Raw genomic sequence first — 24,559 nt, forward strand, 5'->3', positions numbered from 1 at the left:
GACCGTCGGCGCCGTGGGCCCGCGCGGATCCGGGCGGGTGGTCTCCGTTACCTGAACGTGACTTGCATGTCTGCTTTGGGCCCGCTGTGGAACCCGTCATCTGGCCGACAGGCTCGCGAGCGCGCGGACATACTGGTCCTCTGGGTCGCGCGAAGGAGTCCGTGTGTTCGACTGGTTGCTGGCCATCAGGCTGGATCGTCCGGAGCTCCTCGTCTGGGTCGGCGGTGCCGCCGTCCTCCTGGCGATCATCCTGTTGACCGGGCGCCGAACGGTTCGCGGCTGGCTGACGATGCTGCTCGTGGCGAGCGGTGGGGCGCTCCTCGCCTATGCCACGGCCTGGTTGCTCGGTGACGTGCTCGACGTCTTCGGGATCGAACTGACGCCGGTCACCCGTGCGTGGGCGGCGGTCGGGTTCGCCGGTGCCGCCCTCGCGATCGCGGCGATCGTGCGGACCCGGGCGTGGCGGGTCGTCGTGGCGAGCCTCGCCATCCCCGCCTTCCTGCTCATCGGGGCGATCGGCGTGAACCAGGACTTCGGTGAGTTCGCGACGGTGCGGGCGGCGTTGGGGATCAGCCCCTACCAGTCGTTCTCGGCCCTGCCTGCAGCCCGGGGGACGACCACGTCGTGGCAGCGACCCGCCGACCTGCCGAGCGGCGGGCGGGTCGAACACGTGGACATCCCGGCGACGACCTCCGGGTTCGCCCACCGGGACGCGCTCGTCTACCTGCCACCGGCCGCCCTGACCGCACACCCGCCGGCACTGCCGGTCATCGAAGCGTTCAGCGGTCAGCCGGGAGAGCCTGCAGACCTGTTCGCGTCGGCTGGGATCGCCGGGATCCTCGACCGCTTCGCCGCCTCGCATGCGGGTCTCGCTCCGATCGTGGTCGTGCCTGATCAGCTCGGCGCTCCGGACCACAACCCGATGTGCGTCGACGGGCCGCTCGGCAACTCGGCGACGTACCTCACGGTCGACGTCCCCGCGTGGATCTCGGCGCACCTCCCGGTGTCCGCATCGCGGACGGACTGGTTCATCGCCGGGTTCTCGCAGGGCGGGACCTGTTCCATCCAGCTCGGCGCCGCGCACCCCGAACGCTACGGCGGCATCCTCGACATCTCGGGGGAGGTCGTCCCGTCCATCGGACCGACGACGATCGCACAGGGCTTCGGCGGGTCGGCGACGGCGTACGAGGCCGCGGCCCCCTCCGCGATCCTCGCCGCGCACACCCCGTACGCGGACACCGTCGGCGTCTTCGGCTACGGCAGCGACGACAGCCGCTACGGTCCCGGCGTCCGGCGGGTCGCCGCGATGGCTTCGGCAGCCGGCATGCGGACGACGACCTTCGTCTCCGATGGGACGGCGCACGACTGGCACACCGTCCACACGGTGTTCGAGCGTGCGCTCCCCGTGATCGCCGCACGATTCGGGCTCGCCTGATGCGCGCGGGGAGGGCGACGCCGTTCGGTCGACTCGTGACCGGCGTGCTCCGGTCGGTGCCGATGAGCATCGGGATCACGGCGCTGGTGCTCGTGGTCAGTGCGTTCGTCTGGCGCACACCGCCGGCGGCGACCCCCGGCTGGCGGACGGCGATCCGTGAGGTGGCCGGCGTGGGGTACGAGCAGGTCGTGGTCGACGGGCACTGGTGGGCACTCCTGACCGGCGCCCTGGGAACCGACGGGGTGCTCGGGCTCCTCGCCTTCCTGCTGATCGGCGTCCCCGCACTGGTGCTCGCCGAGCGACGGTTCGGCGCAGCCAAGACGCTCCTGGCTGTGCTGGTGACCGCTGTCGCCGGGAACGCGCTCGCCATCGGGCTCCAACTCCTCGGCACGCTCGGCGGCGAGTTCTGGAGCGGCGAGGTCGCCCGCATCGTGGCATTCGACCCCGTGGCCGGCGCGCTCGGCGCCCTCGCCGCGTCGAGTGCGTTCCACGGGCCGCTCTGGCGTCGACGGATCCGCGCGTTCGTCGTCGTCGGTGCCCTGATCGTGCTGCTGTACTCGGGCCTTCCGCAGGATCTCGCACGACTGTTCGCAGCGCTGGTCGGCGTCCTGCTCGGGATCGTGCTCGCCGGGGTCACCCCGTCGGTGCGACGCGTGCGGAGCTCGCACCACGAGACCCGGGTGCTCCTGGCGTCCGTCGTCGCGATGATGGGCGTCGGACCGCTCATCACCTTCCTGTCCGGCCGGCACCTCGGTCCGCTCGCGCCGCTCGTGCTCCTGCTCGAACAGAACATCCCGGACGCCGGACGGGTCATCGGGCAATGCCGGACGGTCGGCGTGTCAGCACAGTGCCTGCGCGACCTCACGCTGGTGCGCGTCGACGGCTTCGGAGCGGTGCTCCTGTCGGTGGTCCCCATGATCGCCCTGCTCTTCGCAGCGTGGGGCCTGCTCCGCGGCAGACGGTTCGCGGTCTGGTTCGCCACGGCGATCATGGTGTCCTTCGCCGTCCTGAGTGCGCTGTCGCTCGGGGCGGGGGTGCGACTCCACCCGGCGGGACACCCCTCGTCGTTGCTCGGGACGGGGCACGGCGCGCAGCAGCGGTCCGTCGAGATCGCGATCGCGCTGTGGGCGGCGATCCTGCTCCCGCTCGTCGTGGCGGCGCTCCTGGTCGTGCTCCGTCGTGGGTTCCCCGTGCGGGCCACCCGGCGCAGTGCCTGGGGGTACCTCGCCCTGGTCGGCGCGTCTTGGGTCGTGCTCGCCGCGCTTTTCGTGGTCGTCGCCCTGCTGCAACCCGGAGGATTTTCGCCGAGGCCCGACGTGTGGGAGGTCCTCCGCGCGGCGCCGGAGCGTTTCGTCCCGGCCGCGTACCTGCGGAACGTACTCCCGGGCTTCGTGCCGGTCGCCCCGCTCACCGGCGTGGTGTTCCACGCCGTCGGACCCGTCTGGTGGAGCATCATCCTGCTCGGCGCCGTCTGGCCGCTGAGCCGGGTCGCGAACGCCATCGCGCCGGCAGACGAGCGCCGCCTGCGCGAGCTCCTGGCCGAGGGCAGCGACTCCATCGGGCACATGGCCACCTGGCCGGGCAACCTCACCTGGTTCGACCCGGAGCGCAGCGCCGGCATCGCCTACCGGATCGTCGCCGGGGTCGCGGTCACGGCGGGCGGCTTCTTCGGGAGGGACCGGCACGAGCAGGGGGTCCTCGAGCGGTTCATCGAGCACTGCGAGGACTCGGGCCTGACGGTGGCGTTGTACAGCGTGGACGAGGAGACCGCAGGAGCGCTCCACCGGATCGGTTGGCGCACCGTCCAGGTCGCCGAGGAGACGGTCCTGCACCCGCAGGGCTGGAGCATGGTCGGCAAGCGCTGGCAGGATATCAGATCCTCCGTCAACCGGGCCGACCGTGCGGGGATCACCGCCGTCTGGTCCACCTACGGGGCACTCGGCGTCGGGCTGGCGGCGCAGATCGCCGAGATCTCCGAGGAGTGGGTCGCCGAACGGAAGCTGCCCGAGATGGGGTTCACCCTCGGCGGCATCGACGAGCTCGTCGACGAGGAGGTCCGGCTCCTGCTCGCGGTCGACGAGCAAGGACGGCTGCACGGCGTCACGAGCTGGCTCCCGGTGCGGCGTGATGGTGAGCTGGTCGGTTGGACCCTCGACTTCATGCGACGTCGGACGGACGGTATGAACGGCGTCATGGAGTTCCTCATCGCCGAGGCCGCCGCACGGTTCAAGGAGGACGGCATCGAGGAGATGAGCCTCTCAGGGGCACCACTCGCGCGCTCGAAGAGCACCGAGCAGCCGGAGACGGACGGGATCGACCGGGTCCTGACCTACCTCGGGAACGTGCTCGAACCTGTCTACGGGTTCCGCTCGCTCCTCGCCTTCAAGGGGAAGTTCCAGCCGGAGGAGCGTCCGCTCGTCCTCGGCTACGCGGACCCGCTGACCCTGCCGGCGATCGGCATCGCGGTCGGGCGCGCGTACCTCCCGGACGTGTCCGTGCGAGACCTCGCCTCGTTGGTCACCTGATCGGCCGCGCGGGGGAGTGCTATGCTGACGACGTGTTCTCCGGTCTGCTCCTCCTTAGCTGCCGCGACGAGTCCTAGTTCCAGGCCTCCCTCGTCGCGGAGTTCGTCATTGGCTCACCCCCAATCCCACGAGGAGATCCCAGGATCATGAAGAACACCCAGACCCCATCAGGCATGCCGGTCCACCGCTACCGCGCCTACCAGGACCAGTTCGACGTCTCGCTGCCCGATCGCACGTGGCCTGACCGTCGGGTCACCGAGGCCCCGCGCTGGTGCGCCGTCGACCTCCGCGACGGCAACCAGGCCCTCATCGACCCGATGAGCCCGGAGCGCAAGCGCATCATGTTCGACCTGCTCGTGAAGATGGGCTACAAGGAGATCGAGGTCGGGTTCCCGAGCGCGAGCCAGACCGACTTCGACTTCGTCCGCAGCCTCATCGACGAGGGTGCGATCCCCGAGGACGTCACCATCCAGGTGCTGACCCAGGCACGCGACCACCTCATCGAACGCACCTACGAGTCGCTGCGCGGCGCGAAGCAGGCGATCGTGCACCTGTACAACTCGACGAGCATCCTCCAGCGCGACGTCGTGTTCCGCAGCGACAAGCAGGGCATCATCGACCTCGCCCTCCACGGCGCCCGGAAGTGTCGCGAGATGGAGTCGACCGTCCCCGGGACGCAGATCTACTACGAGTACTCGCCGGAGAGCTACACCGGTACCGAGCTCGAGTTCGCCGTCGACATCTGCAACCAGGTGGTCGAGGTTCTCGAGGCGACGCCCGACCGCAAGGTCATCATCAACCTGCCGTCGACGGTCGAGATGGCCTCGCCGAACGTCTACGCGGACTCGATCGAGTGGATGAGCCGCAACCTGGCCAACCGCGAGAACATCATCATCTCGCTGCACCCGCACAACGACCGCGGGACCGCTATCGCGGCAGCCGAGCTCGGCTACCTGGCCGGCGCCGACCGGATCGAGGGGTGCCTCTTCGGGAACGGTGAGCGGACCGGCAACGTCGACCTCGTCGCGCTCGGCATCAACATGTTCACGCAGGGTGTCGACCCGCAGATCGACTTCAGTGACATCGACGAGGTCAAGCGGACGGCCGAGCACTGCAACCAGCTGCCGGTGCACGAGCGGAGCCCGTGGGCGGGCGACCTCGTCTTCACGGCCTTCAGCGGTTCGCACCAGGACGCGATCAAGAAGGGCTTCGAGGCGATGTCCGTCGACGCCGTCTCCCAGGGCAAGGACGTCGCCGACCTCGAATGGGCCGTGCCGTACCTGCCGGTCGATCCGCAGGACCTGGGGCGCAGCTACGAGGCGGTCATCCGCGTGAACTCGCAGTCGGGCAAGGGCGGCGTCGCGTACCTGCTCAAGACCGACCACGCGATCGACCTGCCGCGTCGCCTGCAGATCGAGTTCTCCGGCGTCGTCCAGGCGAAGACCGACGCCGAGGGCGGCGAGGTGACGAGCGGTCAGATCTGGTCGATCTTCCAGGACGAGTACCTTCCGGCCGCAGTCGCGGACGCCAAGTGGGGTCGGTTCGAACTCCAGTCCACGAAGACGTCGAGCGACCTCGCCGGCACCGTCGTCCTCGAGGTCGCCCTTCGCGACGGCGAGCAGGTCGAGGAGCGCACTTCGACGGGTAACGGCCCGATCGCGGCCTTCCTCAACCTGCTCTCCGGGCGCGGCATCGAGGTCACGCTGTACGACTACGTCGAGCACACGCTGAGCGCCGGCGGTGACGCCGAGGCGGCCGCCTACGTCGAGCTCCAGGTGAACGACCAGCGCCTCTGGGGCGTCGGCATCGACGGCGACATCGCGACCGCCTCGCTCAAGGCCGTCGTCTCGGCGGTCAACCGCGCCGTACGCACGCAGGTCGAGGCCCGGGAACTGGCCTCCATCTGACGATCCCGCTGCGCCGGGTCGGCCTTCGGGTCGACCCGGCGCAGCGCTGTCCTCCGGCGTACACCCGGAGGATGATCTTCCCGCGCGAGGACGGGGTGACCGGCCGCCAGGTCGTACGGTTGGGGGATGCTCCGCTCGCTCCGACCCAGCCAGTTGGCTCTCGACATCGCTCTGCCCTCGGTGTTGTTCCTCGCCACCTTCGTGCTGTACGCCGGGCGACAGCCGATGTACGTCATCGTGCTGCTCGGCATGTGCGGCGCGCTCGCCCTCCGTCGCGTCGCCCCGGCCGTCTCCCTCGCCGTCGCCTGGGTCACAGCGCTGGCGCAGATGCTGCTCCTCCTGGCACCCGATCCCGCGAACTTCGCGATCCCGGTCGTGCTCTACGCTGCGGCGAGTTACGGCGGACGGGTGCTGCGCTGGGTCTCCTTCGCCTCTGCGTTCGTCGGAGCCGCGCTCATCGCGTTCTACGTGATCGTCGTCCCGAGTTGGACCACGGGCACCGGCAGCGACATCAGTACCTTCGGCCTGGCGAACGACATGACACCGGTCGCGCAGGTGACCGTCGGGCTGTTCATGTTCCTCGCGTTCGCCGCCTTCTTCGGCCTCGCTTGGACCGGAGGTGTCCTGATGCGCACCTGGCGGCTCGCCCGCGAGAGCCGACAGGCGCAGCTCCTGGCCGAGCGCGACGTCGCCGTCGAGCAGGAGCGCAACCGGATCGCGCGCGACATGCACGACGTGGTCGCGCACTCCCTCGCCGTCGTCATCGCGCAGGCCGACGGTGCCCGATATGCGCTGGCCGCGGACCCGGACTCGGCCGACCAGGCGTTGCGGACGATCTCGAGCATCTCCCGCGAGGCCCTCGCCGATGTCCGGGTGCTGCTCGCGCAATTACGGTTCCAACAGACCGAGGGCCCGCAGCCGGTCATGGCCGACCTCGATCGGCTCTACGAGCAGCTGCGAGGAGCCGGGTTGGACGTGGTGGTCCAGCGCCACGGCCAGGAACGACCGGTCGCGACCGGTTCGCAGCTGGCCGTGTACCGGATCATCCAGGAGGCGCTCACGAACGCGCTCCGACACGGCGACCATCGTGGGCCGATCGACGTCCATCTCGACTGGACCGGACCCGAGCTGCAGCTCTGGGTCGTCAACCGGGCGAAGGTCGAACCACCGAAGGCCGGCACTGGGCACGGACTCGCCGGGATGAACGAGCGCGCTACGCTGGCAGGCGGCAGGTTCGGGACGACCCTGGTGGACGGTCTCTTCACCGTCTACGCATCGATCCCGTACGCGACGGTGGGAGTGACGAGATGACCGATCCGAGTGACGCGACGGCAGCGGGGGCGATCACGATCGCGCTGGTCGACGACCAGGCGCTGTTCCGAGGCGGGATCCGCATGCTCATCGGTTCGCAGCCGGACCTCCGCGTCGTCGGCGAGGCCTCCGACGGGCGTCAAGCGGTCGAGCTGGCCGCACGGACACGTCCGCAGGTCATCCTCATGGACGTCCGGATGCCGGTCATGGACGGGATCGAGGCGACGAAGACGATCCTGGCGGAGGCGGACGCGCGCGGGGGCGAGCGGCCTCGGATCGTCGTGCTGACCACCTTCGACCTCGACGAGGCGGCCGCGACGGCCATCCGAGCCGGGGCGAGCGGGTTCCTGCTCAAGGACGCGGAGCCCGAGTTCCTGCTCGCAGCGATCCGCACGGTCCATGCAGGGAACGCGGTCATCGCCGCGTCGGCCACCCGCGAGCTGTTCGAGCACTTCCAGCAGGCTCCGGCAGCTCCGGCCGCACCGCAGCGCTATGCCGAGCTCACGGCGCGAGAGCGCGAGATCTTCCTTCTCGCGGCGCGCGGGCTGAGCAACTCCGAGATCGCCGCCGCCGAGTTCCTCAGCGAGGCGACCGTGAAGACGCACATCAGCCGGATCTTCGCCAAGCTCGAGGTGCGCGACCGGGTCCAGCTCGTCGTGTTCGCCTTCGAGCACGGCTTGGTCTGACCGCGGTCCAGCACGCACCCGCGGAGTGATCGAGGATCATCCCCGGGATGTACCCGGGTCGCTCGTGCGCCCGACGCGCACCCGGCACCGCACTCCGTAGCTTCGGAGTATGACCACTTCAGCACAGCCGTCCGTCGTCGCCAGCGTCCACGGACTCCGGAAGAGCTACGGACCCGCCGACAACCAGGTCGTCGCCCTCGACGGCGTCGACCTCGAGATCGAGCGGGGCCGGTTCACCGCCATCATGGGCCCGAGCGGCTCGGGCAAGTCGACGCTCATGCACATCATGGCCGGCCTCGACCAGGCCACCGCAGGGCGGGTGCGCCTCGGTGACCAGGACATCACGGACCTCGACGACGGGCAGCTCACGATCCTCCGTCGGCGTCGTGTCGGCTTCGTGTTCCAGGCCTTCAACCTGGTCCCGACGCTCGACGTCGCGGCCAACATCCGGCTGCCCTTCGAACTCGACGCCCGCCGTCCGACCGGTGAGGAGCAGAGCTGGATCGACGTGCTCGTGAGCACGCTCGGACTCGCCTCCCGACTCGGGCACCGCCCGCACGAACTCTCGGGCGGACAGCAGCAGCGCGTCGCGATCGCGCGTGCCCTCGCGACGCGACCCGAGCTCCTCTTCGCGGACGAACCGACCGGCAACCTCGACTCCCGCACCGGGCGGAGCGTCCTGGCCCTACTGGCGGCGGCCAGCACCGAGTACGGGCAGAGCATCGCGATGGTGACGCACGACCCGATCGCCGCGAGCTACGCGGACCGGATCGTGTTCCTCGCGGATGGGCGGGTGGTCGAGGACCGTCCCCGATCGACCGCCGAGCAGATCTCAGCGCTCATGCTCGGCATGGAGCGTGCGGCATGAGCCGGGCGGATCTCGGGCCCCGGGCCCGCGAGCATCGCGCGAGCCTCCTCGTCGCGACGCTCAGCGCCTCGTTCGGCGTCCTGTTGCTCATGGTCACGAGTGTGCTCTCCACCTTCATCCTGGCCGACGACGTCACGGGGTCCAGCGGCACCGTGGTCATCATGCTCATCCTCGCGGCCGCCGTGTTCGTCTCGTTGGCGGTGTACGTCGGTGCAATCGTCACGGCGAACACGTTCGCAACGATCGTCGCCGGGCGGACGAGGACGATCGCGCTGCTCCGCCTGATCGGTTCGACGGCGCGATCGCAGCGTCGCGCCGTCGCGAAGGAGGGTGTCGTCGTCGGCCTGCTCGGCGGGGGAGCAGGGTTGCTCGTCGGACTCCTCGCGACCTTCGCGCTCGTGCGGATCGGGGTCGCGACCGGTGTGCTGCCCGAGCTGCCGTACGCGATCGTCGAACCGGCCGTGCTCCTGCCGGTCGTCGCGGTCGTCCTGACCACCTGGCTCGCGTCCTGGATCGGCGCGCGTCGCGTCCTGACGGTCACTCCGATGCAGGCGATCGGAGGATCGCAGGAGTTGAGCCGGGAGGAGGCCACCGCGCGGCCCGCCCGGAACGCTGTTGCGATCGGTCTCTTCGTGGTCGGTGTCCTGCTCCTGCTCGCCGGTGTCGGCGTCGGGCTCGTGTCGCCGCTCGGCGTGCTCATCGGCATCCTCGGCGGGATCGTCTCCTTCTCCGGCCTCGTGCTCGGTGCGCACCTCGTGATGCCGCCGGCGCTGCGGCTGGTCGGCCGGCTGTTCGGCACCTCCGCGACGGCTCGACTCGCCGCCGAGAACGCCGTCCGCTACCCGGAGCGCAGTTCTCGCACGACGATCGGACTGGTGATCGGCGTGACCCTCGTGACGATGTTCGCGGTCGCCGCGGCCAACTTCCAGGAGTTCGTGCTGAACGCACAGGCTGCGAATCCGGAGGTCTACGAGGGCACGCAGGCCGTGGTCGCGACGACCGTCGGCGTCTTCTCCGCCCTCATCGGGCTGAGCGCGCTCATCGCTGCGGTCGGGATGGTCAACAACCTCTCGCTCAGCGTCCTGCAACGCACCCGCGAACTCGGACTGCTCCGCGCACTCGGATTCTCGGCGGCGCAGATCCGTCGCATGATCGTGATCGAGGCGGCGCAGCTCACCATCGCGGCCGTCGTCGTCGGCCTCGTCCTCGGGACGTTCTACGGCTGGGCCGGTGCCCAGTCGATGCTCGGCGCGATCAACGGTTCGCCCGGGCTCATCTTCCCGGTCATCCCGTGGGCCATCGTCGCCGTGATCGTCGTGCTCGCCGCACTCCTCACGGCTGCGGCCTCGGTGGCACCGTCCCGTCGGGCGACCCGGATCGCGCCCGTCGCGGCACTCGCGGTCGACTGAGACGACTCAGCCGCGGGTCGAGCGGCGCCAGATCCGCCATCCGCCGATCTGGCGCTGCTCCGGCAACGTCCACCCGAACCGGACCGCCAGGAGGCGGATCACCGCGGTCGAGGAGACGCCGACGATGGCCGCGATCCCGAGCGGCGCACCGAAGGTCACGGCGAGGACGAGGAGGGCGGTCCCGACCGCGGCCGCCACGGCGTAGAGCGACCCGACGTGCATGAGGGCGACGGGGACACCCAGCATGACGTCGCGGAGGACCGATCCACCGACGGCTGAGACGGTGCCGACGAAGATCGCCGGGATCACCGGCAGGCCGACCGCCAGGGCCTTGGTGGAGCCGATCGCTCCGAACATGCCGATCGTCAGGGCGTCGAGACCGATGATGACCGGCCCGAGCCTCGTGATGGTGCGCAGGAGGAACATCCCGAGCAGGGCGGCTCCCGAGGCGACTGGGAGGTACCAGTTGTTCTGGAGGGACGCCGGCACCTGTCCGAGGAGGATGTCGCGGATGAGACCGCCACCGAGTCCGACGACGACGCCGATGATGGCGACGCCGAGCCAGTCGAGTTGACGATCCTGGAATCTGGCCGCGAACATCGCGCCCTGGACGGCGCCGATCGCGACCGCCGAGAGGTCGACCCACAGCGGAACGACGAAGAGGACCTCGTTCACGGCTTCATCTCTCCAGGCGCTCCTTCGATCCCCGACGGCGGTTCCCGGGTCACGTTGTCGGTGCGAGGCGGGATAATCGATGCGTGCCGGTATATCGAGACGAAGTGGTGGTGTTGCGGACCCACAAGCTCGGCGAGGCCGATCGCATCGTCACCATGCTCTCACGCAGCAGGGGCAAGATCCGGGCGGTCGCGAAGGGTGTCCGTCGCACGGGCTCGAAGTTCGGGTCCCGGCTCGAGCCGTTCATGGTCGCCGACGTCCAGTTCTACGAGGGCCGCAGCCTCGACACCATCACCCAGGCCGAGTCGCTCGGCTCGTACGGCGCCGAGATCAGCTCCGACTACGGGAGCTACACGGCCGCGAGCGCGATGGTCGAGGCGGCCGATCGGCTGACGGAGTCCGAGGGCTCCCTCCAGCAGTACCTGCTGCTCGTCGGCGCCCTGCGGTCGCTCTCGAAGCATGAGCACGGTCCGCGGCTCACCCTCGACTCCTACCTGCTCCGGGCGTTCTCGCTCGCCGGTTGGGCACCGAGCTTCGGCGCCTGCTCGAGGTGCGGCACGGAGGGTGAGTACTCGCACGTGGTCGTACAGCTCGGCGGGGTCGTGTGCGACGACTGCGCGCCCTCGGGGAGCCCTCGGCTCGACGCCGACACCCTCTCGCTCCTCGGAGCACTGCTCTCCGGCGACTGGGAGTACGCGGAGGCCGCCGCCGAGCAGACGGCCTCACGGGCGAGCGGATTCACCGCCGCCTATGCGCAATGGCATCTGGAGCGCGGCCTGCGGTCGCTCGCGCACCTCGAACAGGATCGGAGCCGCGGGTGACCCCGAAGCCCTACACCCACCGCGACGCGGTGCCGTTCAAACCGATCGACTGGACAGGGGAGGTCCCGCCCGAGTTCGCGAAGGGTGAGGTGCCGTCGCACGTCGCGATCGTCATGGACGGCAACGGCCGGTGGGCGAACCGGCGCGGACTCACGCGTGTCGAAGGGCACAAGGCGGGCGAGGCCGCACTCCTCGACGTCGTGGCCGGTGCCCTGCAACTCGGGATCAAGCACCTGTCGGTGTACGCGTTCTCGACGGAGAACTGGAAGCGCTCACCCGATGAGGTCCGCTTCCTCATGGGGTTCAACCGCGAGGTGCTCCATCGACGCCGCGACCAACTGAACGAGTGGGGCGTGCGCGTGCGCTGGTCGGGGCGTCGGCCGCGGTTGTGGACCTCGGTCATCAAGGAGCTCCAGACGGCAGAGGAGCTGACGCGCGACAACGACCGCCTGACGCTCACCATGTGCGTCAACTACGGCGGTCGCAACGAGATCGTCGACGCGGTGCGCAGCATCGCCGACGACGTCGCCGCCGGCCGCATCAAGCCGTCGGCCGTCTCGGAGCGTCTCGTCCAGAGCCGGCTCTACCTGCCCGACCTCCCGGACGTCGACCTCTTCGTCCGGAGCTCCGGAGAGCAGCGCACCAGCAACTTCCAGCTGTGGCAGTCGGCCTACGCGGAGATGGTCTTCCTCGACACCCTCTGGCCCGACTTCGGGCGGCGTCAGCTCTGGGAGGCCGTCGAACGGTACGCCGGACGCGACCGTCGTTTCGGCGGGGCGCGCGACGTGCCAGACGCCCCGGCGCCCTCGGGGGAATGACCGACGGGTGTCGGTGGTTGGCCCTGAAATGAGTGAACCCATCAAGATCGACATCTGGTCCGACATCGCCTGCCCGTGGTGCTACATCGGCAAGCGCAAGTTCGAGCGGGGTGCGGCGGAGTTCGCGCAGCTCGGCGACGGACGCGAGGTCGAGGTCGAGTACCACTCCTTCGAGCTGGCACCCGACACCCCGGTCGACTTCGACGGCACCGAGATCGACTTCCTCGTGAAGCACAAGGGCATGCCGGCCGATCAGGTGCAGCAGATGCTCGATCGGGTGACGGGGATCGCCTCGGACGCCGGTCTCGAGTACGACTTCGGCATCCTCCAGCACACGAACACGGTGAAGGCGCACGAACTGCTGCACTTCGCCAAGGCGGAGGGGAAGCAGCTCGAGATGACCGAGCGCCTCCTGCGGGCCTACTTCACCGAGGGCCGCCATGTCGGGCGCATCGAGGACCTCGCCGACCTCGCCGTCGAGGTGGGGCTCGACCGGTCCGCCGTGGTCTCGGCGCTGGAATCCGGCCAGTACACGCAGGCGGTCCGCGAGGACCAGGCGACGGCACAGGGGTACGGCATCCAGGGCGTCCCGTTCTTCGTCATCGACGGCGCCTACGGGGTGTCCGGGGCGCAGGAGGCGGCCGCGTTCACGCAGGTCCTCGAGCAGGTCTGGACGGAACGCGCGAGCACCGAGCCGGTGCAGGCGTGAGCACGGAGACGACGTCCCCTGAGCGCAGCGTCGATGATCAGCAGCCCGCGACGGTCCGGCCGGCGCTCCGACTCCTCGGGGGCGACGCCGTCGTCTGCGAGGGCGACAGTTGCCTCGTGCTCCCGCCGGAAACGGCTCAGGACTGAGGGTCCTCCGGCTCGGTGAGGTCCGCGGTGACGGCGCCGATGGCGGTGAGGTACTCCGCCGCGTCGACGAAGGCGCTCCACCCGTGCTCGCCGGCGCCGATCGAGATGCGCCCTCCGCGCTCGAGGATGCGCTCGTCCGCGTAGACGGGGAGTGGGGCGCTCGCACCGAGGACGGTGATGGTGCCGCGCTCGTAGCCGGTCGCCTGGAACGCGGTCGCCGCGTCCGGCATCGCGAGCTTGTTCACCCCGAGCAGCGTGCGGAACGGCGGCCAGGAGATCTTGCGGCCGCCCGGCACGAGGGCGAAGAGGTAGTCGCCGCTGCGACGCTTCACGACGATCGTCTTGACGATGTCCGCGGGCTCGATGCCGAGCAGCTCCGCCGCCTCGTGGAGACTGCGCGCGGGCGGTCGCTCGACCAGCTCCACGTCGAGACCGAGTGCGGCGGCCGCTGCTCGGACGCGCTCGCGGCCGGACGGCTGGAGGTCGGCGGGCGGGACGGCGTCTGACATGTGGTCCTCACTGGGCGCGGGAGCGCCGATCATCTGGGAGAATCGAGGGTGATGTCTCTTCCTACCACGCTCTCGCAGCGCCCGAGCCTCGCGATCGGGCCCATCGTGCTCGACTCGCCGGTCGTGCTCGCTCCCATGGCCGGGATCACCAACACGGCGTTCCGTCGACTGTGCCGCGAATACGGTGCCGGACTGTACGTCAGCGAGATGATCACCTCCCGCGCGCTCGTCGAACGCACGCCGGAGACCATGCGGCTCATCCAGCACCACGAGAGCGAGACGCTCCGCTCCATCCAGCTCTACGGCGTCGACCCGAAGACGGTCGCCGAGGCCGTCACCATGCTCGTCGCCGAGGATCGCGCCGACCACATCGACCTCAACTTCGGCTGCCCGGTGCCCAAGGTCACCCGCAAGGGCGGGGGAGCGGCGCTGCCCTGGAAGACCGGGCTCTTCCGCGACATCGTCGAGGGCGCGGTCCGTGCCGCCGGCGACGTCCCGCTCACGATCAAGATGCGCAAGGGCATCGACTCCGACCACCTCACCTACCTCGAGGCCGGCCGGATCGCCGAGGGCGCCGGCGTGGCGTCGATCGCGCTGCACGCCAGGACCGCTGCCGAGTTCTACTCCGGTCACGCGGACTGGTCGGCGATCACGAAGCTCAAGGAGACGGTCACCTCGGTGCCGGTCCTCGGGAACGGCGACATCTGGTCGGGCGAGGACGCCCTCCGGATGGTCGACGAGACGGGCTGCGACGGCGTCGTCGTGGGCCGCGGTTGCCTCGGTCGCCCTTGGCTCTTCGGCGACCTCAGCTCGGCGTTCGCCGGCGAGGGCGGCAAGGCGGAGCCGTCCCTGGGCGACGTCGCGGCCGCGTTCCGGCGTCACGCCGAGCTCCTGGCCGAGTTCTTCGAGAGCGAGGAGCGCGGCTGCCGCGACATCCGGAAGCACGTCGCCTGGTACTTCAAGGGGTACCCCGTCGGCGGCGACCTCCGCGCGAGCCTTGCGACCGTGGAGTCGCTCGACCAGCTCGACGAGCTGCTCGCGACCCTCGACTGGACGGCCCCCTACCCGGGTGCCGCAGCGGAAGGGCAGCGCGGGCGCGCCGGTACGCCGAAACGACCGGCACTGCCGTACGGCTGGCTCGACTCGCAGTCGCTGGGTGCCGACGAGCAGACCGAGATCGCGGGAGCGGAACTGGACCACAGTGGCGGATAGCATCATCGAGCAGGGGAGCGTCTCCATGGACCGGGACGGCTACACCCTGCACGACGAAGAACGCTGGATGCCCGAGCACCACTCGACGCGACGCTCCGACTTCGCGCGCGATCGTGCACGGCTGTTGCACTCCAGCGCCCTGCGGCGACTCGCCGCCAAGACCCAGGTGCTCAGCCCGACGAGCGGCGTCGACTTCGCCCGGAACCGACTGACGCACTCCCTCGAGGTGGCGCAGGTCGGTCGCGAGCTGGCTGCCAGCCTGGACCTCGCTCCGGACGTCGTCGACACGGCGTGCCTCGCGCACGACCTCGGTCATCCGCCGTTCGGTCACAACGGCGAACGAGCGCTCAACGACTGGTCCGCCGCGATCGGCGGGTTCGAGGGCAACGCCCAGACCCTGCGGATCCTCACGCGCCTCGAATCCAAGGTCTTCGGCCCCGACGGCGAGCCGTACGGTCTGAACCTCACCCGCGCGAGCCTCGACGCCAGCTGCAAGTACCCGTGGCCGGCGGCGCAGTCGGTGCCGGATCCCGGTGGCCGGGCCAAGTTCGGGTTCTTCGACGAGGACTCTGCGGCCTTCCGCTGGTTGCGAGCCGGCGCTCCCGAGCGCGTCCGCTGCGTCGAGGCGCAGGTCATGGACCTCGCGGACGACATCGCCTACTCCGTGCACGACTTCGAGGACGCCGTCGTCGGGGAGTACATCGACCCGGCGTTCCTGAATGCGCGCGCAGGACACGACCGCCTCATCGACACCGCGCTGTCCTGGGCAGGCGACGACTTCACCCACGACGACCTCGCCGCCGCCTTCGACCGGCTGCAGTCCTCGCACACCTGGATCACCGCCTGGGACGGCTCCCGGCGCGACCTCGGTCGCCTCAAGAACTTCACGAGCCAGATGATCGGTCGGTTCGCCGGTGCGGCGACCGCGGCGACCCGGGAGGCCTTCCCTCAGGACAGCCTCGTGCGTTTCGGGGCTGACGTCGTGGTGCCCCACGGCATCCAGGCCGAGATCGCGCTTCTCAAGGGGATCGTGGCCGCGTTCGTCATGTACAGCGACTCCCGCCAGCCGCTGTACGTCCGGCAGCGGGAGATCCTCATCGAACTGTCGGACGCGGTGTTCGCGCTCGGCGAGTCGGCCCTCGACGTCGGCTTCGCGGCGGACTGGCGGGCAGCCGGGTCCGATGCGGAACGCCGTCGCGTCGTCGTCGACCAGATCGCGAGCCTGACCGATCAGAGCGCCCTCTCCTGGCACGAACGGCACGTCGGCGCCTGATGCTCCTCCACACGGGAGCGGGCCTCCGACTGCGCTGCGCGGAGGCCCTCAGGGATGGACGATGGACGCACGAGACTAGGATCGAAGCATGGCCGGACGGATTCGACAGAGCGATGTTGAAGAGGTCAAGGCACGCACCAACATCGGCGACGTCGTCGGCGACTACGTCTCGCTGAAGTCCGCCGGCGTCGGCTCCCTGAAGGGCTTGTGCCCCTTCCACGACGAGCGCAGCCCGAGCTTCCACGTGCGCCCCACGGTCGGGCTGTACCACTGTTTCGGCTGTGGCGAGAGCGGCGACGTCTACAGCTTCCTGCAGAAGATGGACCACGTGACGTTCGCGGAGTCGGTGGAACGTCTCGCGCAGCGCATCGGGTACCCGCTCAGCTACGAGGAGGGTGGCGGCAAGGTCGATCACGGCAACCGGGCTCGCCTCTTCGCCGCCAACCAGGCTGCCGCCGAGTACTTCCAGCAGCAGCTCCACGACGGCGACGCCGACCTCGGGCGGCGGTTCCTCGGCGAACGCGGCTTCGACGCCGCCGCTGCCGACCACTTCGGGATCGGGTTCGCGCCCGCCGGCTGGGACCACCTCATGAAGGCGCTGCGGTCTCGCGGATTCTCCGACGAGGAGATGCTCGCGGCCGGGCTCGTGTCGAGCGGCGACCGCGGGGTCTACGACCGGTTCCGCGGACGCCTCATCTGGCCCATCCGCGACACGACCGGGCAGGTGCTCGGTTTCGGCGCCCGGCGCCTCCGCGACGACGACAAGGGGCCGAAGTACCTCAACACCCCCGAGACGGCGATCTACCACAAGGCACAGGTCCTCTATGGACTCGACCTCGCCAAACGCGACATCTCGCGCGGCAAGCGCGTCGTCGTCGTCGAGGGGTACACCGACGTCATGGCCTGCCATCTGGCGGGGGAGACCACCGCGGTGGCGACCTGCGGGACCTCGTTCGGGGTCGATCACATCAAGATGATCCGCCGCGTCATGGGCGACGACTCCGCCACCGGCGAGGTCATCTTCACGTTCGACCCTGATGAGGCCGGGCAGAAGGCCGCGACGCGTGCGTTCGGCGAGGAGAAGCGCTTCTCGGCCCAGACGTACGTCGCCGTGTCCTCTGACGGCCTCGACCCCTGCGACCTCCGCCTCAACCGCGGCGACGGCGCCATCCGGAAACTCGTCGACGGCCGCGAGCCGATGTTCGAGTTCATCATCCGGCGGACGCTGGCGGGCTTCGATCTCGAGACGGTCGAGGGCCGCGTCGGCGCACTCCGCGCGGCCGCGCCGGTCGTCGCCGAGATCCGCGACCCCTCGCTCCGTCCCGGGTACACCCGGGTGCTCGCGAAGCAGCTCGGCATGGAACTCGACGAGGTGGCCCGCGCAGTGCGGGCCGCTGGCGGTGCCGCCGCAGGAGGCTCGCAGAACGCCGCACGAGACGCCCGCCAGCAGGGCCCCGGCGCACCCGCTGCCGAGCCGCCGCGCGAGCGGCAGGCCTCGCTCAACGACCTGCCCAAGGATCCGTCGACGCGCCTCGAGCAAGACGCCCTCCGTGCGATCCTGCAGCTGCCCCAGCACCTCGAACGCCCCATGTTGGAGCGCGCGGTCCAGAGCTCGGTCGCCAACAGCTCCCTCGCCGTGGTGCGCGACGCCATGAGTGTGAGCTTGGACCACCTCGGGACGAACGCCTGGCTCGAGACCGTCATCGCGCAGGTCCCACCCGGCTTCGACGGACTCGTCCGCGAGCTCGGAGTCTCCCCACTGCCCGAGACGAACGAGGAGAAGCTGCCGAGCTACGTCCGAGACATCGCGCGGGCGCTGATCGACCGCGACCTCCTCGGTCGTAAGGCGGCGTTGCTCGGGTCGTTGCGTCGCACCGACCCCCGCGACGAGTCCCACCGGGAGATCACCCGGCAGCTCGCGGACGTCGAGGCGGAACGGCGTGCGCTCCGCGCCGAGGCCTGACGCGGTCGGCCTCCTCCGAGCGTGGCACGTGGCCCCGCCGGGATCGCCGGATACACTCGATGGCGATCCGGTGGCTCCCCGTGCACCGGAAGGAGAGGTCTCATGAAGCACCCAGAGCAGGACGGACCGGCGGTCCGGGCGAGTGATCTGAGCGTCGACTACGCCGCGCACGGCGTGAGTCCGAGCAATCGAGCGCTGGACGGCATCAGCTTCGAGCTGCCCGTCGGTGGCTCGCTCGGGGTCATCGGCAGCTCGGGCTCGGGGAAGAGCACGCTCCTGCGGGTGTTGTCCGGACGCCACCTGACCGGAGCGGACTCCCGTCCGTTCGTGTCCGGCGGCGACGCGAGCACGCTCGGTCGCTCCATGCGCAAGGTGGGTCGCAAAGAACTCACGAAACTCACGTTCGAGGTGTCGCTGCTCGAGCAGGAGGCCGGTGCGCACCTGAAGCCCGAACTCACCGTCACGGAGCTCATCTCGGAACCCGTCCTCGCTCGCGACAAGAAGTTCAGCGAGCAGGCGCTCGGCGTCCGGGTCGCCACACTGCTGGACGCCGTGCAGATGCCCCTCTCCAGCCTCGACAAGTACCCCTATGAACTGAGCGGCGGTCAGCGACAGCGCATCGCCATCGCGCGCGCCCTCGTCCTCGGCCCGAAGGTGTTCATCGCCGACGAACCGACGGCCGGCATCGACATCACGGTCCGGCACACGGTGACCGAGTTGCTCGACGGGTTCCGACGCGACGGCGGCACGGTCATCGTCGTGACACACGACCTCGCGATGCTCCGCGAGGTGACCGACGACGTCCTGGCGCTCCACCAGTCACGGGTCGTGGGCTACGGCCCGATCGACGCGATGCTCGCCGATCCGCCGCACGAGTTCCTCGCGGCGCTCGCTCAGTCGGGCGGCACCGAGACCCAGTACGAGACGCCCGAGGCCGTCGGCATCGATTGATCGCGTGTCGATTTGGAGTCTGCGAATCCTTTGCTACAGTAGATACGCGCTGCAACGCAGAGGCCGGATTCGTCCGGCCGGTCGAAGCACGTATTCCTCGATAGCTCAATTGGCAGAGCAATCGACTGTTAATCGATAGGTTGTTGGTTCGAGTCCAACTCGAGGAGCTGCACAGAATCCCTCGGTCCATATGGACCGGGGGATTCGTCGTTTGAGGCCGGTTTCACGAAACCGGCAGGGACGCCGTAGACTGGACCACGAGGCCCGAAGACTCCACTCTTCGGGCCTCGTTGCATGTCCGGACACCCTGCGCCTGTCGAGGTGGTTCAGCCCTCGAGGTCGTCGCGACCCGGGAGCCAGGAGATCCCGGGCACGCCCCAGCCCGCCTTGCGGATCGCCTTCGCCGCTCGGCGCGAGTGCGGCAGTTCGAGGCGGTCCACGTAGAGCACGCCGTTGAGGTGGTCGAACTCGTGCTGCAGGATGCGTGCGCGCCAGCCGACGACCCGCAGCTCGACCGGGGCGCCCTCGAGGTCGGTCCCGATGAGCATGGCCGCTTCCGCTCGACGGAGCGGGTGCCGCTCGCCTGGGACGGAGAGGCAGCCCTCCGACTCATCCTCCTCGTCGAGCTCGCCCACCGGCGGGGGACTGATCCACAGCACCGGGTTGATCGCGACGCCGCGCCATGGCTGGCCGTCGTCGTCCTCGTAGCTGTAGACGAAGAGGCGGAGCGGCACGCCGACCTGCGGAGCCGCGAGCCCGACGCCGGGAGCCAGATCCATGGTCTCGTACATGTCGGCGACGAGTCGTCGGAGGTCGTCGTCCACGGTGGCGACCGGCCGGGCGACGGAGTGGAGCACCGGGTCACCGGTCACGTGGATCTCGAGAATTGCCATTGCTCGAGCCTATCCGCTGGGCTCGGCCTGGCGCGCAGGGATCGACGGGGCGGCGGGGTAGCCTCGACGGGTGATCCCCTCCGCCATCGACATCGCCGACCTCGCGGACGACTTCACCCGCAACCCCTCGCAGCTGCTCGGCATCCCGTTCGCACTCCTCGGCGCCGTCTTCCTCTCGCTCGGCGCGCAGCTGCAGCACCGGGGTGTGGCGAAGGTCGAGTCGTCGAGCGGCACCGACGCGACCTCGGGGCTCAACGTCGCCCAGCTGCTGGCCTTGCTCAGTCGGCCCTCCTGGGTGACCGGAACCGTCATGCTCGGGCTCGCGATCGTGCTCCAGCTCGGCAGCCTGTCCCTCGCACCGATCACCCTCGTCCAGCCGTTGGGCGCGGTCGCGCTCGTCATCACGGCGGTGGTGAACAGCAGGATCAGCGGCGTCCGGTTGAACCGTCGATCGGTCGTCGCGATCGTCGCCTGCGTCGGCGGCGTCGGCCTGTTCGTGACGATCGCCGCGGTCTTCACGGGCGAGCACCGGATCACCGAGGCCGAACTCGTCACGATCCTGGTGATGCTCGGTGTCGTGCTCGTCGTGTTCGGGCTCGGCTTCATGGTGTTCCGGTCACGCTTCACGGCCATCTTCTACATCGTCGGGACCGGGGTGCTCTACGGCTTCGTCGCGACGCTCGCCAAGGTCATCATCGGACGGCTGCAGCAGGGCGAGTTCGACTGGCTCACGGTCCTCTGCGGGCTCGGCCTCGCCGCCGCGAGTGCGCTCGGCGGCTACTTCGTGCAGACCGCCTACTCCTCGGGGCCTCCCGACCTGGTCATCGCGGGCCTCACCGTCATCGATCCGATGATCGCGGTCGGCATCGGCATCATCGTGCTCGGGGAGGCGAGCAACGCCCCGTTCTGGGCGGGCTTCGGCTTCGTCGTGGCCGGCGCGATCGCCGTGTGGGGTGTCTTCCAGCTCGCCCGCCATCACCCGCAGGTGAGCCAGACGCCGGCGGCCGCGGCAGCCGCGAAGGCCCTCGCGACCGGCGACGCGCCCGCCTGAGCCCTGGAGCCCGAACGGGCTGCAGGTATGCTTGAGCATGGCGTTCCGCGCCGCATCAGGGTCGTGAGCGACCGCCCGCACCCCCTCACATCACTGGCCAAGCACAGAGGAATCACCGATACCTTGACTTCTCCCGACGACCAGCACCTCGCGAAGGCGTCCAACACGACGCCGAGCGCCGACACCCACAAGCCGCTGCGGGTGGTCATCGGCGCCGACACCTTCTCGCCCGACGTGAACGGCGCCGCACGCTTCGCCGAACGCCTCGCGGCCGGACTCGTCCGCCGAGGCCACGACGTCCACATCGTGGCGCCCGCGGGCTCGCGTAAGTTCGGCACGTGGAAGGAGACCCACGAGGGTCAGACGATGACGGCGCACCGCCTCTTCAGTCTCCGGTGGTACCCGCACGACTGGCTGCGCTTCGCGATGCCGTGGTCGATGCGACGGAACGCCCGGAAGATCCTCGACCGCGTGAAGCCCGACGTCGTGCACCTGCAGTCGCACATCGTGGTGGGCCGTGGTCTCTCGATCGAGGCCGAGCGACGCGGCATCCGCATGGTGGCGACGAACCACATCATGCCCGACAACATCCTCGACTTCACCGTCATCCCCAAGCGCACCCAGGAGTGGCTCGTCCGGACGCAGTGGGCTGCCGCCCGTCGCGTCTTCGATCGTGCCTTCGCCGTGACGACCCCGACGCGCAAGGCCGCCGACTTCCTGGAGCAGTTCACGGGCCTGACCGGTGTGCACGCGATCTCCTGCGGGATCGAGGCCGGACAGTACACGCCGTCGTTCGAACCGCGGAAGCGCAACACCATCCTCTTCGTGGGTCGCATCACGAGCGAGAAGCAGATCGACGTGCTCCTGCGCGCGCTCACGAAACTCCCGAAGGAACTCGACGCCCACGTCGACGTCATCGGTGGCGGCGACCAGGCGAAGAACCTCGAGCAGCTGACCCAGCAGCTCGGCATCGGCGACCGCGTCCGATTCCTCGGCAAGGTGTCCGACGATGAGGTGAAGCAGGCCTACACGAACGCCACCGTCTTCGCGATGCCGTCCATCGCGGAGCTGCAGAGCATCGCGACGATGGAGGCCATGGCCTCCGGTCTCCCGGTGGTCGCGGCCGACGCCATGGCCCTGCCCCACCTCGTGCACGATCAGGTCAACGGGTATCTGTTCGAGCCGGGCAACGTCGATGCCCTGGCAGAGCGGCTCGCGACGGTACTCAGCGCCTCGCCCGAGGAGTACCGCCGGATGCAGGACGCCTCGTTGGAGCTCGTCTCCGCACACGACATCGAGCGCACGCTCGACACCTTCGAAGCGCTCTACCGCGGCGAGCAGGTCGTCGACCCGACGACCGAGCGTCACACGGCGACCGCAGACCGCCAGGAATCCCGCGACTGACTCCCGCCCGGCGGGCCACTCGGTACACTGGGTTCCGCACGGGGCGGTAGCCAAGCTGGTGAAGGCATTCGGCTCATAACCGAACGATGCGTGGGTTCAAGTCCCACCCGCCCTACCGATATCCGGTCATGAGCCTTGGTTCCGGTCCCTGAGCATGTTGAAGGGCGCCCTTCGACAAGCTCAGGGACCGGGATGGGGCGGCTCAGGGGCCGGGACGGGGCGGCTCAGGGGCCGGGATGCCGTGGCTCAGGGGCCCGTCAGTCCGCGAGGACGAGAGCGGCGGCACCGATGAGCGGGCCGTCGGCGTCGAGGCCGGCCGGGACCACGCGCAGCTCACGGGCGTAGGCGTGCAGCGCAGCCGCGGTCGCAGCCTTCTGGACGAGGTCGAGGTAGTCGGGGGAGACCCGCGAGAAGCCGCCTCCGATCGCGACGCGTTCCAGGTCGAGCAGGGTCGTGATGCTGCAGAGGGCTTCGCCGACGGCCTCGGCGGAACGTCGGACGGCGCGGATCGCGATCTCCGTTCCAGCTGCGTAGTCGGCCCCGAGCTGTTCGCCCGTCGTGCCGGTCCATCCCTGGGCGCGCGCCCAGGCGACCGTCGCGGTGCCTGACGCGATGCCCTCCAAGGTCCAGGGTGTGCCGACGGCATCCGGTTCGCGTCGGCGGAGTTGCATCTGTCCGAGGTGGCCGGCGTTGCCCGAGGTGCCCGGGACGAGTCGGGATCCGAGAATGATCCCGCCACCGATCCCGGTTGAGACGACGATGCCCATGCTGTTCTCGGTTCCGCGGAGTGCGCCCTGCCAGTGCTCGGCCAGGGCGATGCAGGTGCCGTCGAGTCGGAGTTCCACCGGACCGGACGTGAAGCGCCGGAGCTCAGCCACGACGGGGAAGTCGGCGAGTCGGGGGAGGTTGATCGGCGAGACGGTGCCGTCGGCCCTGCCGATGGGGCCCGCCGAACCGATTCCGACACCGGACACCGGCCCGCCATGGGCCGCGACGCTCTGTTCGGCGGTCTGGAGGATCGACGCCACGAGCTCCTCGCGGGTGGCCGCGGCGCCCGTCGGACCGCGGAACCGGGTGCCGGGCAGGATCCGCCCCTCGGCGTCGACGACGGCCGCTTCGACCTTCGTGCCGCCGATGTCGATCGCGAGGGCCTCGTGCATCACCGCTCCATCCTCGAGGGCCGTCAGTCCGAGCCGGCTCCCGATCCAGCGTACTGGGAACGACACGGTTGTCATTCCTCCAGGTCATGGGGCATAATGCTCGTATCGGCGCGAGTCGAACAACTGCATACACGGAGGTCCGGTCAGCCGGACACCGACATGGATCACACTGCATGGGTCGTTGGGGAAGACGCACCCGGACGCAGTGGAGGAATCATGTCGACACCGATGACGAAGGGTGTGCTGTTCGTACACTCGTCGCCTCGCGCGCTCTGCCCGCACCTCGAATGGGCGGCAGGTCGCGCCCTTGGTCGTGCCATCAGTTTCGACTGGGAAGACCAGCCGATCCTCCGTGGTGCGCAGCGCGCCGAGGTCTTCTGGGAAGGCCCGCACGGCACCGGAGCCGCACTCGCCTCAGCCCTGCGCGGCTGGGAGCACCTCCGCTACGAGGTGAGTGAAGACCCGGCCCAGGGTGTCGACGGTGCCCGGTGGATGCACACGCCCGACCTCGGGATCTTCTACGCACAGACCGACAGCATCGGCAACGTCGTCGTCCCGGAGGATCGCATCCGGTACGCCATGGAGGTCGGTGCCGGGAACGCCGCCGAACTCCAGCGCGAACTCCGCGTCGCGCTCGGACAGCCGTGGGACGACGAACTCGAGCCGTTCCGTCACGCTGGCGACGGGTCCTCCGTCATCTGGCTGCACAACGTGGGCTGATCCGGCCCCGCCGGCGCGGCGGCACCGCGCACGCGAGACAACTTCACAGACGACAGGGTGCCCACGTGGCGTGGACCGTGCGAGGTCGGTGACACTCCCGGCAGACACGAGGT

The 24,559-nt window shown here is 69.7% G+C and carries 21 protein-coding genes and 2 tRNA genes; 19 read left to right on the plus strand and 4 right to left on the minus strand.

Annotation, left to right across the window (positions count from 1 at the left end; genetic code table 11):
• The first annotated feature begins 163 nt into the window (after window positions 1-163).
• The 7 genes from ACLIME_RS04210 to ACLIME_RS04240 all read left to right on the plus strand — a co-directional run bounded on the left by ACLIME_RS04210 (window position 164) and on the right by ACLIME_RS04240 (window position 10,141).
• The gene (locus tag ACLIME_RS04210) at window positions 164-1,435 is read left to right on the plus strand and encodes an alpha/beta hydrolase (protein WP_124769213.1); all 1,272 of its coding nucleotides are present in this window, start codon (window positions 164-166) and stop codon (window positions 1,433-1,435) included.
• Window positions 1,435-3,960, plus strand: coding sequence for a bifunctional lysylphosphatidylglycerol flippase/synthetase MprF (locus ACLIME_RS04215; RefSeq protein ID WP_124769214.1), 2,526 nt, complete (start codon window positions 1,435-1,437; stop codon window positions 3,958-3,960). The genes ACLIME_RS04210 and ACLIME_RS04215 overlap by 1 nt, the downstream gene beginning before the upstream one ends.
• Before the next feature lie 146 nt (window positions 3,961-4,106).
• Complete coding sequence (leuA, locus tag ACLIME_RS04220; protein ID WP_411558264.1) at window positions 4,107-5,867, plus strand: 2-isopropylmalate synthase; 1,761 nt, start codon at window positions 4,107-4,109, stop codon at window positions 5,865-5,867.
• Between the two features lie 126 nt (window positions 5,868-5,993).
• A complete protein-coding gene (locus ACLIME_RS04225; RefSeq protein WP_411558265.1) occupies window positions 5,994-7,178 on the plus strand; it encodes a sensor histidine kinase in 1,185 nt (394 codons plus the stop codon).
• Window positions 7,175-7,864 (plus strand): response regulator, encoded by a 690-nt coding sequence (locus ACLIME_RS04230; RefSeq protein WP_079705757.1) that lies wholly within the window; start codon window positions 7,175-7,177, stop codon window positions 7,862-7,864. The genes ACLIME_RS04225 and ACLIME_RS04230 overlap by 4 nt, the downstream gene beginning before the upstream one ends.
• Before the next feature lie 109 nt (window positions 7,865-7,973).
• The gene (locus tag ACLIME_RS04235) at window positions 7,974-8,732 is read left to right on the plus strand and encodes an ABC transporter ATP-binding protein (protein WP_079705758.1); all 759 of its coding nucleotides are present in this window, start codon (window positions 7,974-7,976) and stop codon (window positions 8,730-8,732) included.
• Window positions 8,729-10,141, plus strand: a complete 1,413-nt coding sequence (locus tag ACLIME_RS04240) for an ABC transporter permease (protein WP_079705759.1) — start codon at window positions 8,729-8,731, stop codon at window positions 10,139-10,141. Before ACLIME_RS04235 ends, ACLIME_RS04240 begins: the two co-directional genes overlap by 4 nt.
• 6 nt (window positions 10,142-10,147) lie before the next feature.
• On the opposite strand, the gene ACLIME_RS04245 is transcribed toward ACLIME_RS04240, so the two are convergent.
• Window positions 10,148-10,816 (minus strand): trimeric intracellular cation channel family protein, encoded by a 669-nt coding sequence (locus ACLIME_RS04245; RefSeq protein WP_411558266.1) that lies wholly within the window; start codon window positions 10,814-10,816, stop codon window positions 10,148-10,150.
• An 83-nt stretch (window positions 10,817-10,899) separates the two neighbouring features.
• Between ACLIME_RS04245 and recO the strand changes: the two genes are divergently transcribed.
• Genes recO through ACLIME_RS04260 form a run of 3 tightly spaced genes read left to right on the plus strand, consistent with a single transcriptional unit; the run spans window position 10,900 to window position 13,164 of the window.
• The gene (recO, locus tag ACLIME_RS04250) at window positions 10,900-11,637 is read left to right on the plus strand and encodes a DNA repair protein RecO (protein ID WP_411558267.1); all 738 of its coding nucleotides are present in this window, start codon (window positions 10,900-10,902) and stop codon (window positions 11,635-11,637) included.
• Window positions 11,634-12,455, plus strand: coding sequence for an isoprenyl transferase (locus ACLIME_RS04255; protein WP_124769218.1), 822 nt, complete (start codon window positions 11,634-11,636; stop codon window positions 12,453-12,455). The genes recO and ACLIME_RS04255 overlap by 4 nt, the downstream gene beginning before the upstream one ends.
• 28 nt (window positions 12,456-12,483) lie before the next feature.
• On the plus strand, window positions 12,484-13,164 hold the full coding sequence (locus ACLIME_RS04260; RefSeq protein ID WP_079705763.1) for a DsbA family protein: 681 nt from the start codon (window positions 12,484-12,486) through the stop codon (window positions 13,162-13,164).
• Between the two features lie 136 nt (window positions 13,165-13,300).
• On the opposite strand, the gene ACLIME_RS04265 is transcribed toward ACLIME_RS04260, so the two are convergent.
• Entirely contained in the window at window positions 13,301-13,819 is a 519-nt protein-coding gene (locus ACLIME_RS04265; protein WP_121291132.1) for an aminoacyl-tRNA deacylase, read from the minus strand.
• 51 nt (window positions 13,820-13,870) lie between these two features.
• Here ACLIME_RS04265 and dusB point away from each other — a divergent pair, with 51 nt between their 5' ends.
• The 5 genes from dusB (at window position 13,871) to ACLIME_RS04290 (ending at window position 19,385) form a co-directional block, all read left to right on the plus strand.
• The gene (gene dusB, locus ACLIME_RS04270; protein WP_079705764.1) at window positions 13,871-15,031 is read left to right on the plus strand and encodes a tRNA dihydrouridine synthase DusB; all 1,161 of its coding nucleotides are present in this window, start codon (window positions 13,871-13,873) and stop codon (window positions 15,029-15,031) included.
• Between the two features lie 25 nt (window positions 15,032-15,056).
• Window positions 15,057-16,304 carry a deoxyguanosinetriphosphate triphosphohydrolase gene (locus ACLIME_RS04275; RefSeq protein WP_411558775.1) on the plus strand — a complete coding sequence of 416 codons (1,248 nt, stop codon included), beginning with the start codon at window positions 15,057-15,059 and terminating at the stop codon, window positions 16,302-16,304.
• A gap of 88 nt (window positions 16,305-16,392) precedes the next feature.
• Window positions 16,393-18,267 carry a DNA primase gene (gene dnaG / locus ACLIME_RS04280; protein ID WP_192005045.1) on the plus strand — a complete coding sequence of 625 codons (1,875 nt, stop codon included), beginning with the start codon at window positions 16,393-16,395 and terminating at the stop codon, window positions 18,265-18,267.
• A gap of 102 nt (window positions 18,268-18,369) precedes the next feature.
• Window positions 18,370-19,218 carry an ATP-binding cassette domain-containing protein gene (locus ACLIME_RS04285; RefSeq protein WP_079705766.1) on the plus strand — a complete coding sequence of 283 codons (849 nt, stop codon included), beginning with the start codon at window positions 18,370-18,372 and terminating at the stop codon, window positions 19,216-19,218.
• A gap of 94 nt (window positions 19,219-19,312) precedes the next feature.
• Window positions 19,313-19,385 (plus strand) — tRNA-Asn (locus ACLIME_RS04290).
• Between the two features lie 159 nt (window positions 19,386-19,544).
• On the opposite strand, the gene def is transcribed toward ACLIME_RS04290, so the two are convergent.
• Window positions 19,545-20,111: a peptide deformylase gene (def, locus tag ACLIME_RS04295; protein WP_079705767.1), complete on the minus strand. Its 567-nt coding sequence runs from the start codon at window positions 20,109-20,111 to the stop codon at window positions 19,545-19,547.
• 70 nt (window positions 20,112-20,181) lie between these two features.
• Between def and ACLIME_RS04300 the strand changes: the two genes are divergently transcribed.
• From ACLIME_RS04300 to ACLIME_RS04310, 3 genes are all read left to right on the plus strand, one after another.
• A complete protein-coding gene (locus ACLIME_RS04300) occupies window positions 20,182-21,162 on the plus strand; it encodes a DMT family transporter (protein WP_079705768.1) in 981 nt (326 codons plus the stop codon).
• 123 nt (window positions 21,163-21,285) lie between these two features.
• On the plus strand, window positions 21,286-22,566 hold the full coding sequence (locus ACLIME_RS04305; protein WP_411558268.1) for a glycosyltransferase: 1,281 nt from the start codon (window positions 21,286-21,288) through the stop codon (window positions 22,564-22,566).
• Between the two features lie 40 nt (window positions 22,567-22,606).
• Window positions 22,607-22,681, plus strand: a tRNA-Ile gene (locus ACLIME_RS04310).
• Between the two features lie 142 nt (window positions 22,682-22,823).
• Here the strand turns inward: ACLIME_RS04310 and ACLIME_RS04315 are convergent.
• Window positions 22,824-23,792 carry an ROK family protein gene (locus tag ACLIME_RS04315; protein ID WP_411558269.1) on the minus strand — a complete coding sequence of 323 codons (969 nt, stop codon included), beginning with the start codon at window positions 23,790-23,792 and terminating at the stop codon, window positions 22,824-22,826.
• Window positions 23,793-23,942: 150 nt separating this feature from the next.
• Between ACLIME_RS04315 and ACLIME_RS04320 the strand changes: the two genes are divergently transcribed.
• A complete protein-coding gene (locus ACLIME_RS04320) occupies window positions 23,943-24,446 on the plus strand; it encodes a DUF3145 domain-containing protein (RefSeq protein WP_064293650.1) in 504 nt (167 codons plus the stop codon).
• The last annotated feature ends 113 nt before the right edge of the window (window positions 24,447-24,559 follow it).

It is taken from the genome of Plantibacter sp. MPB07, from assembly GCF_046619465.1.
Classification (GTDB): domain Bacteria; phylum Actinomycetota; class Actinomycetes; order Actinomycetales; family Microbacteriaceae; genus Plantibacter; species Plantibacter auratus.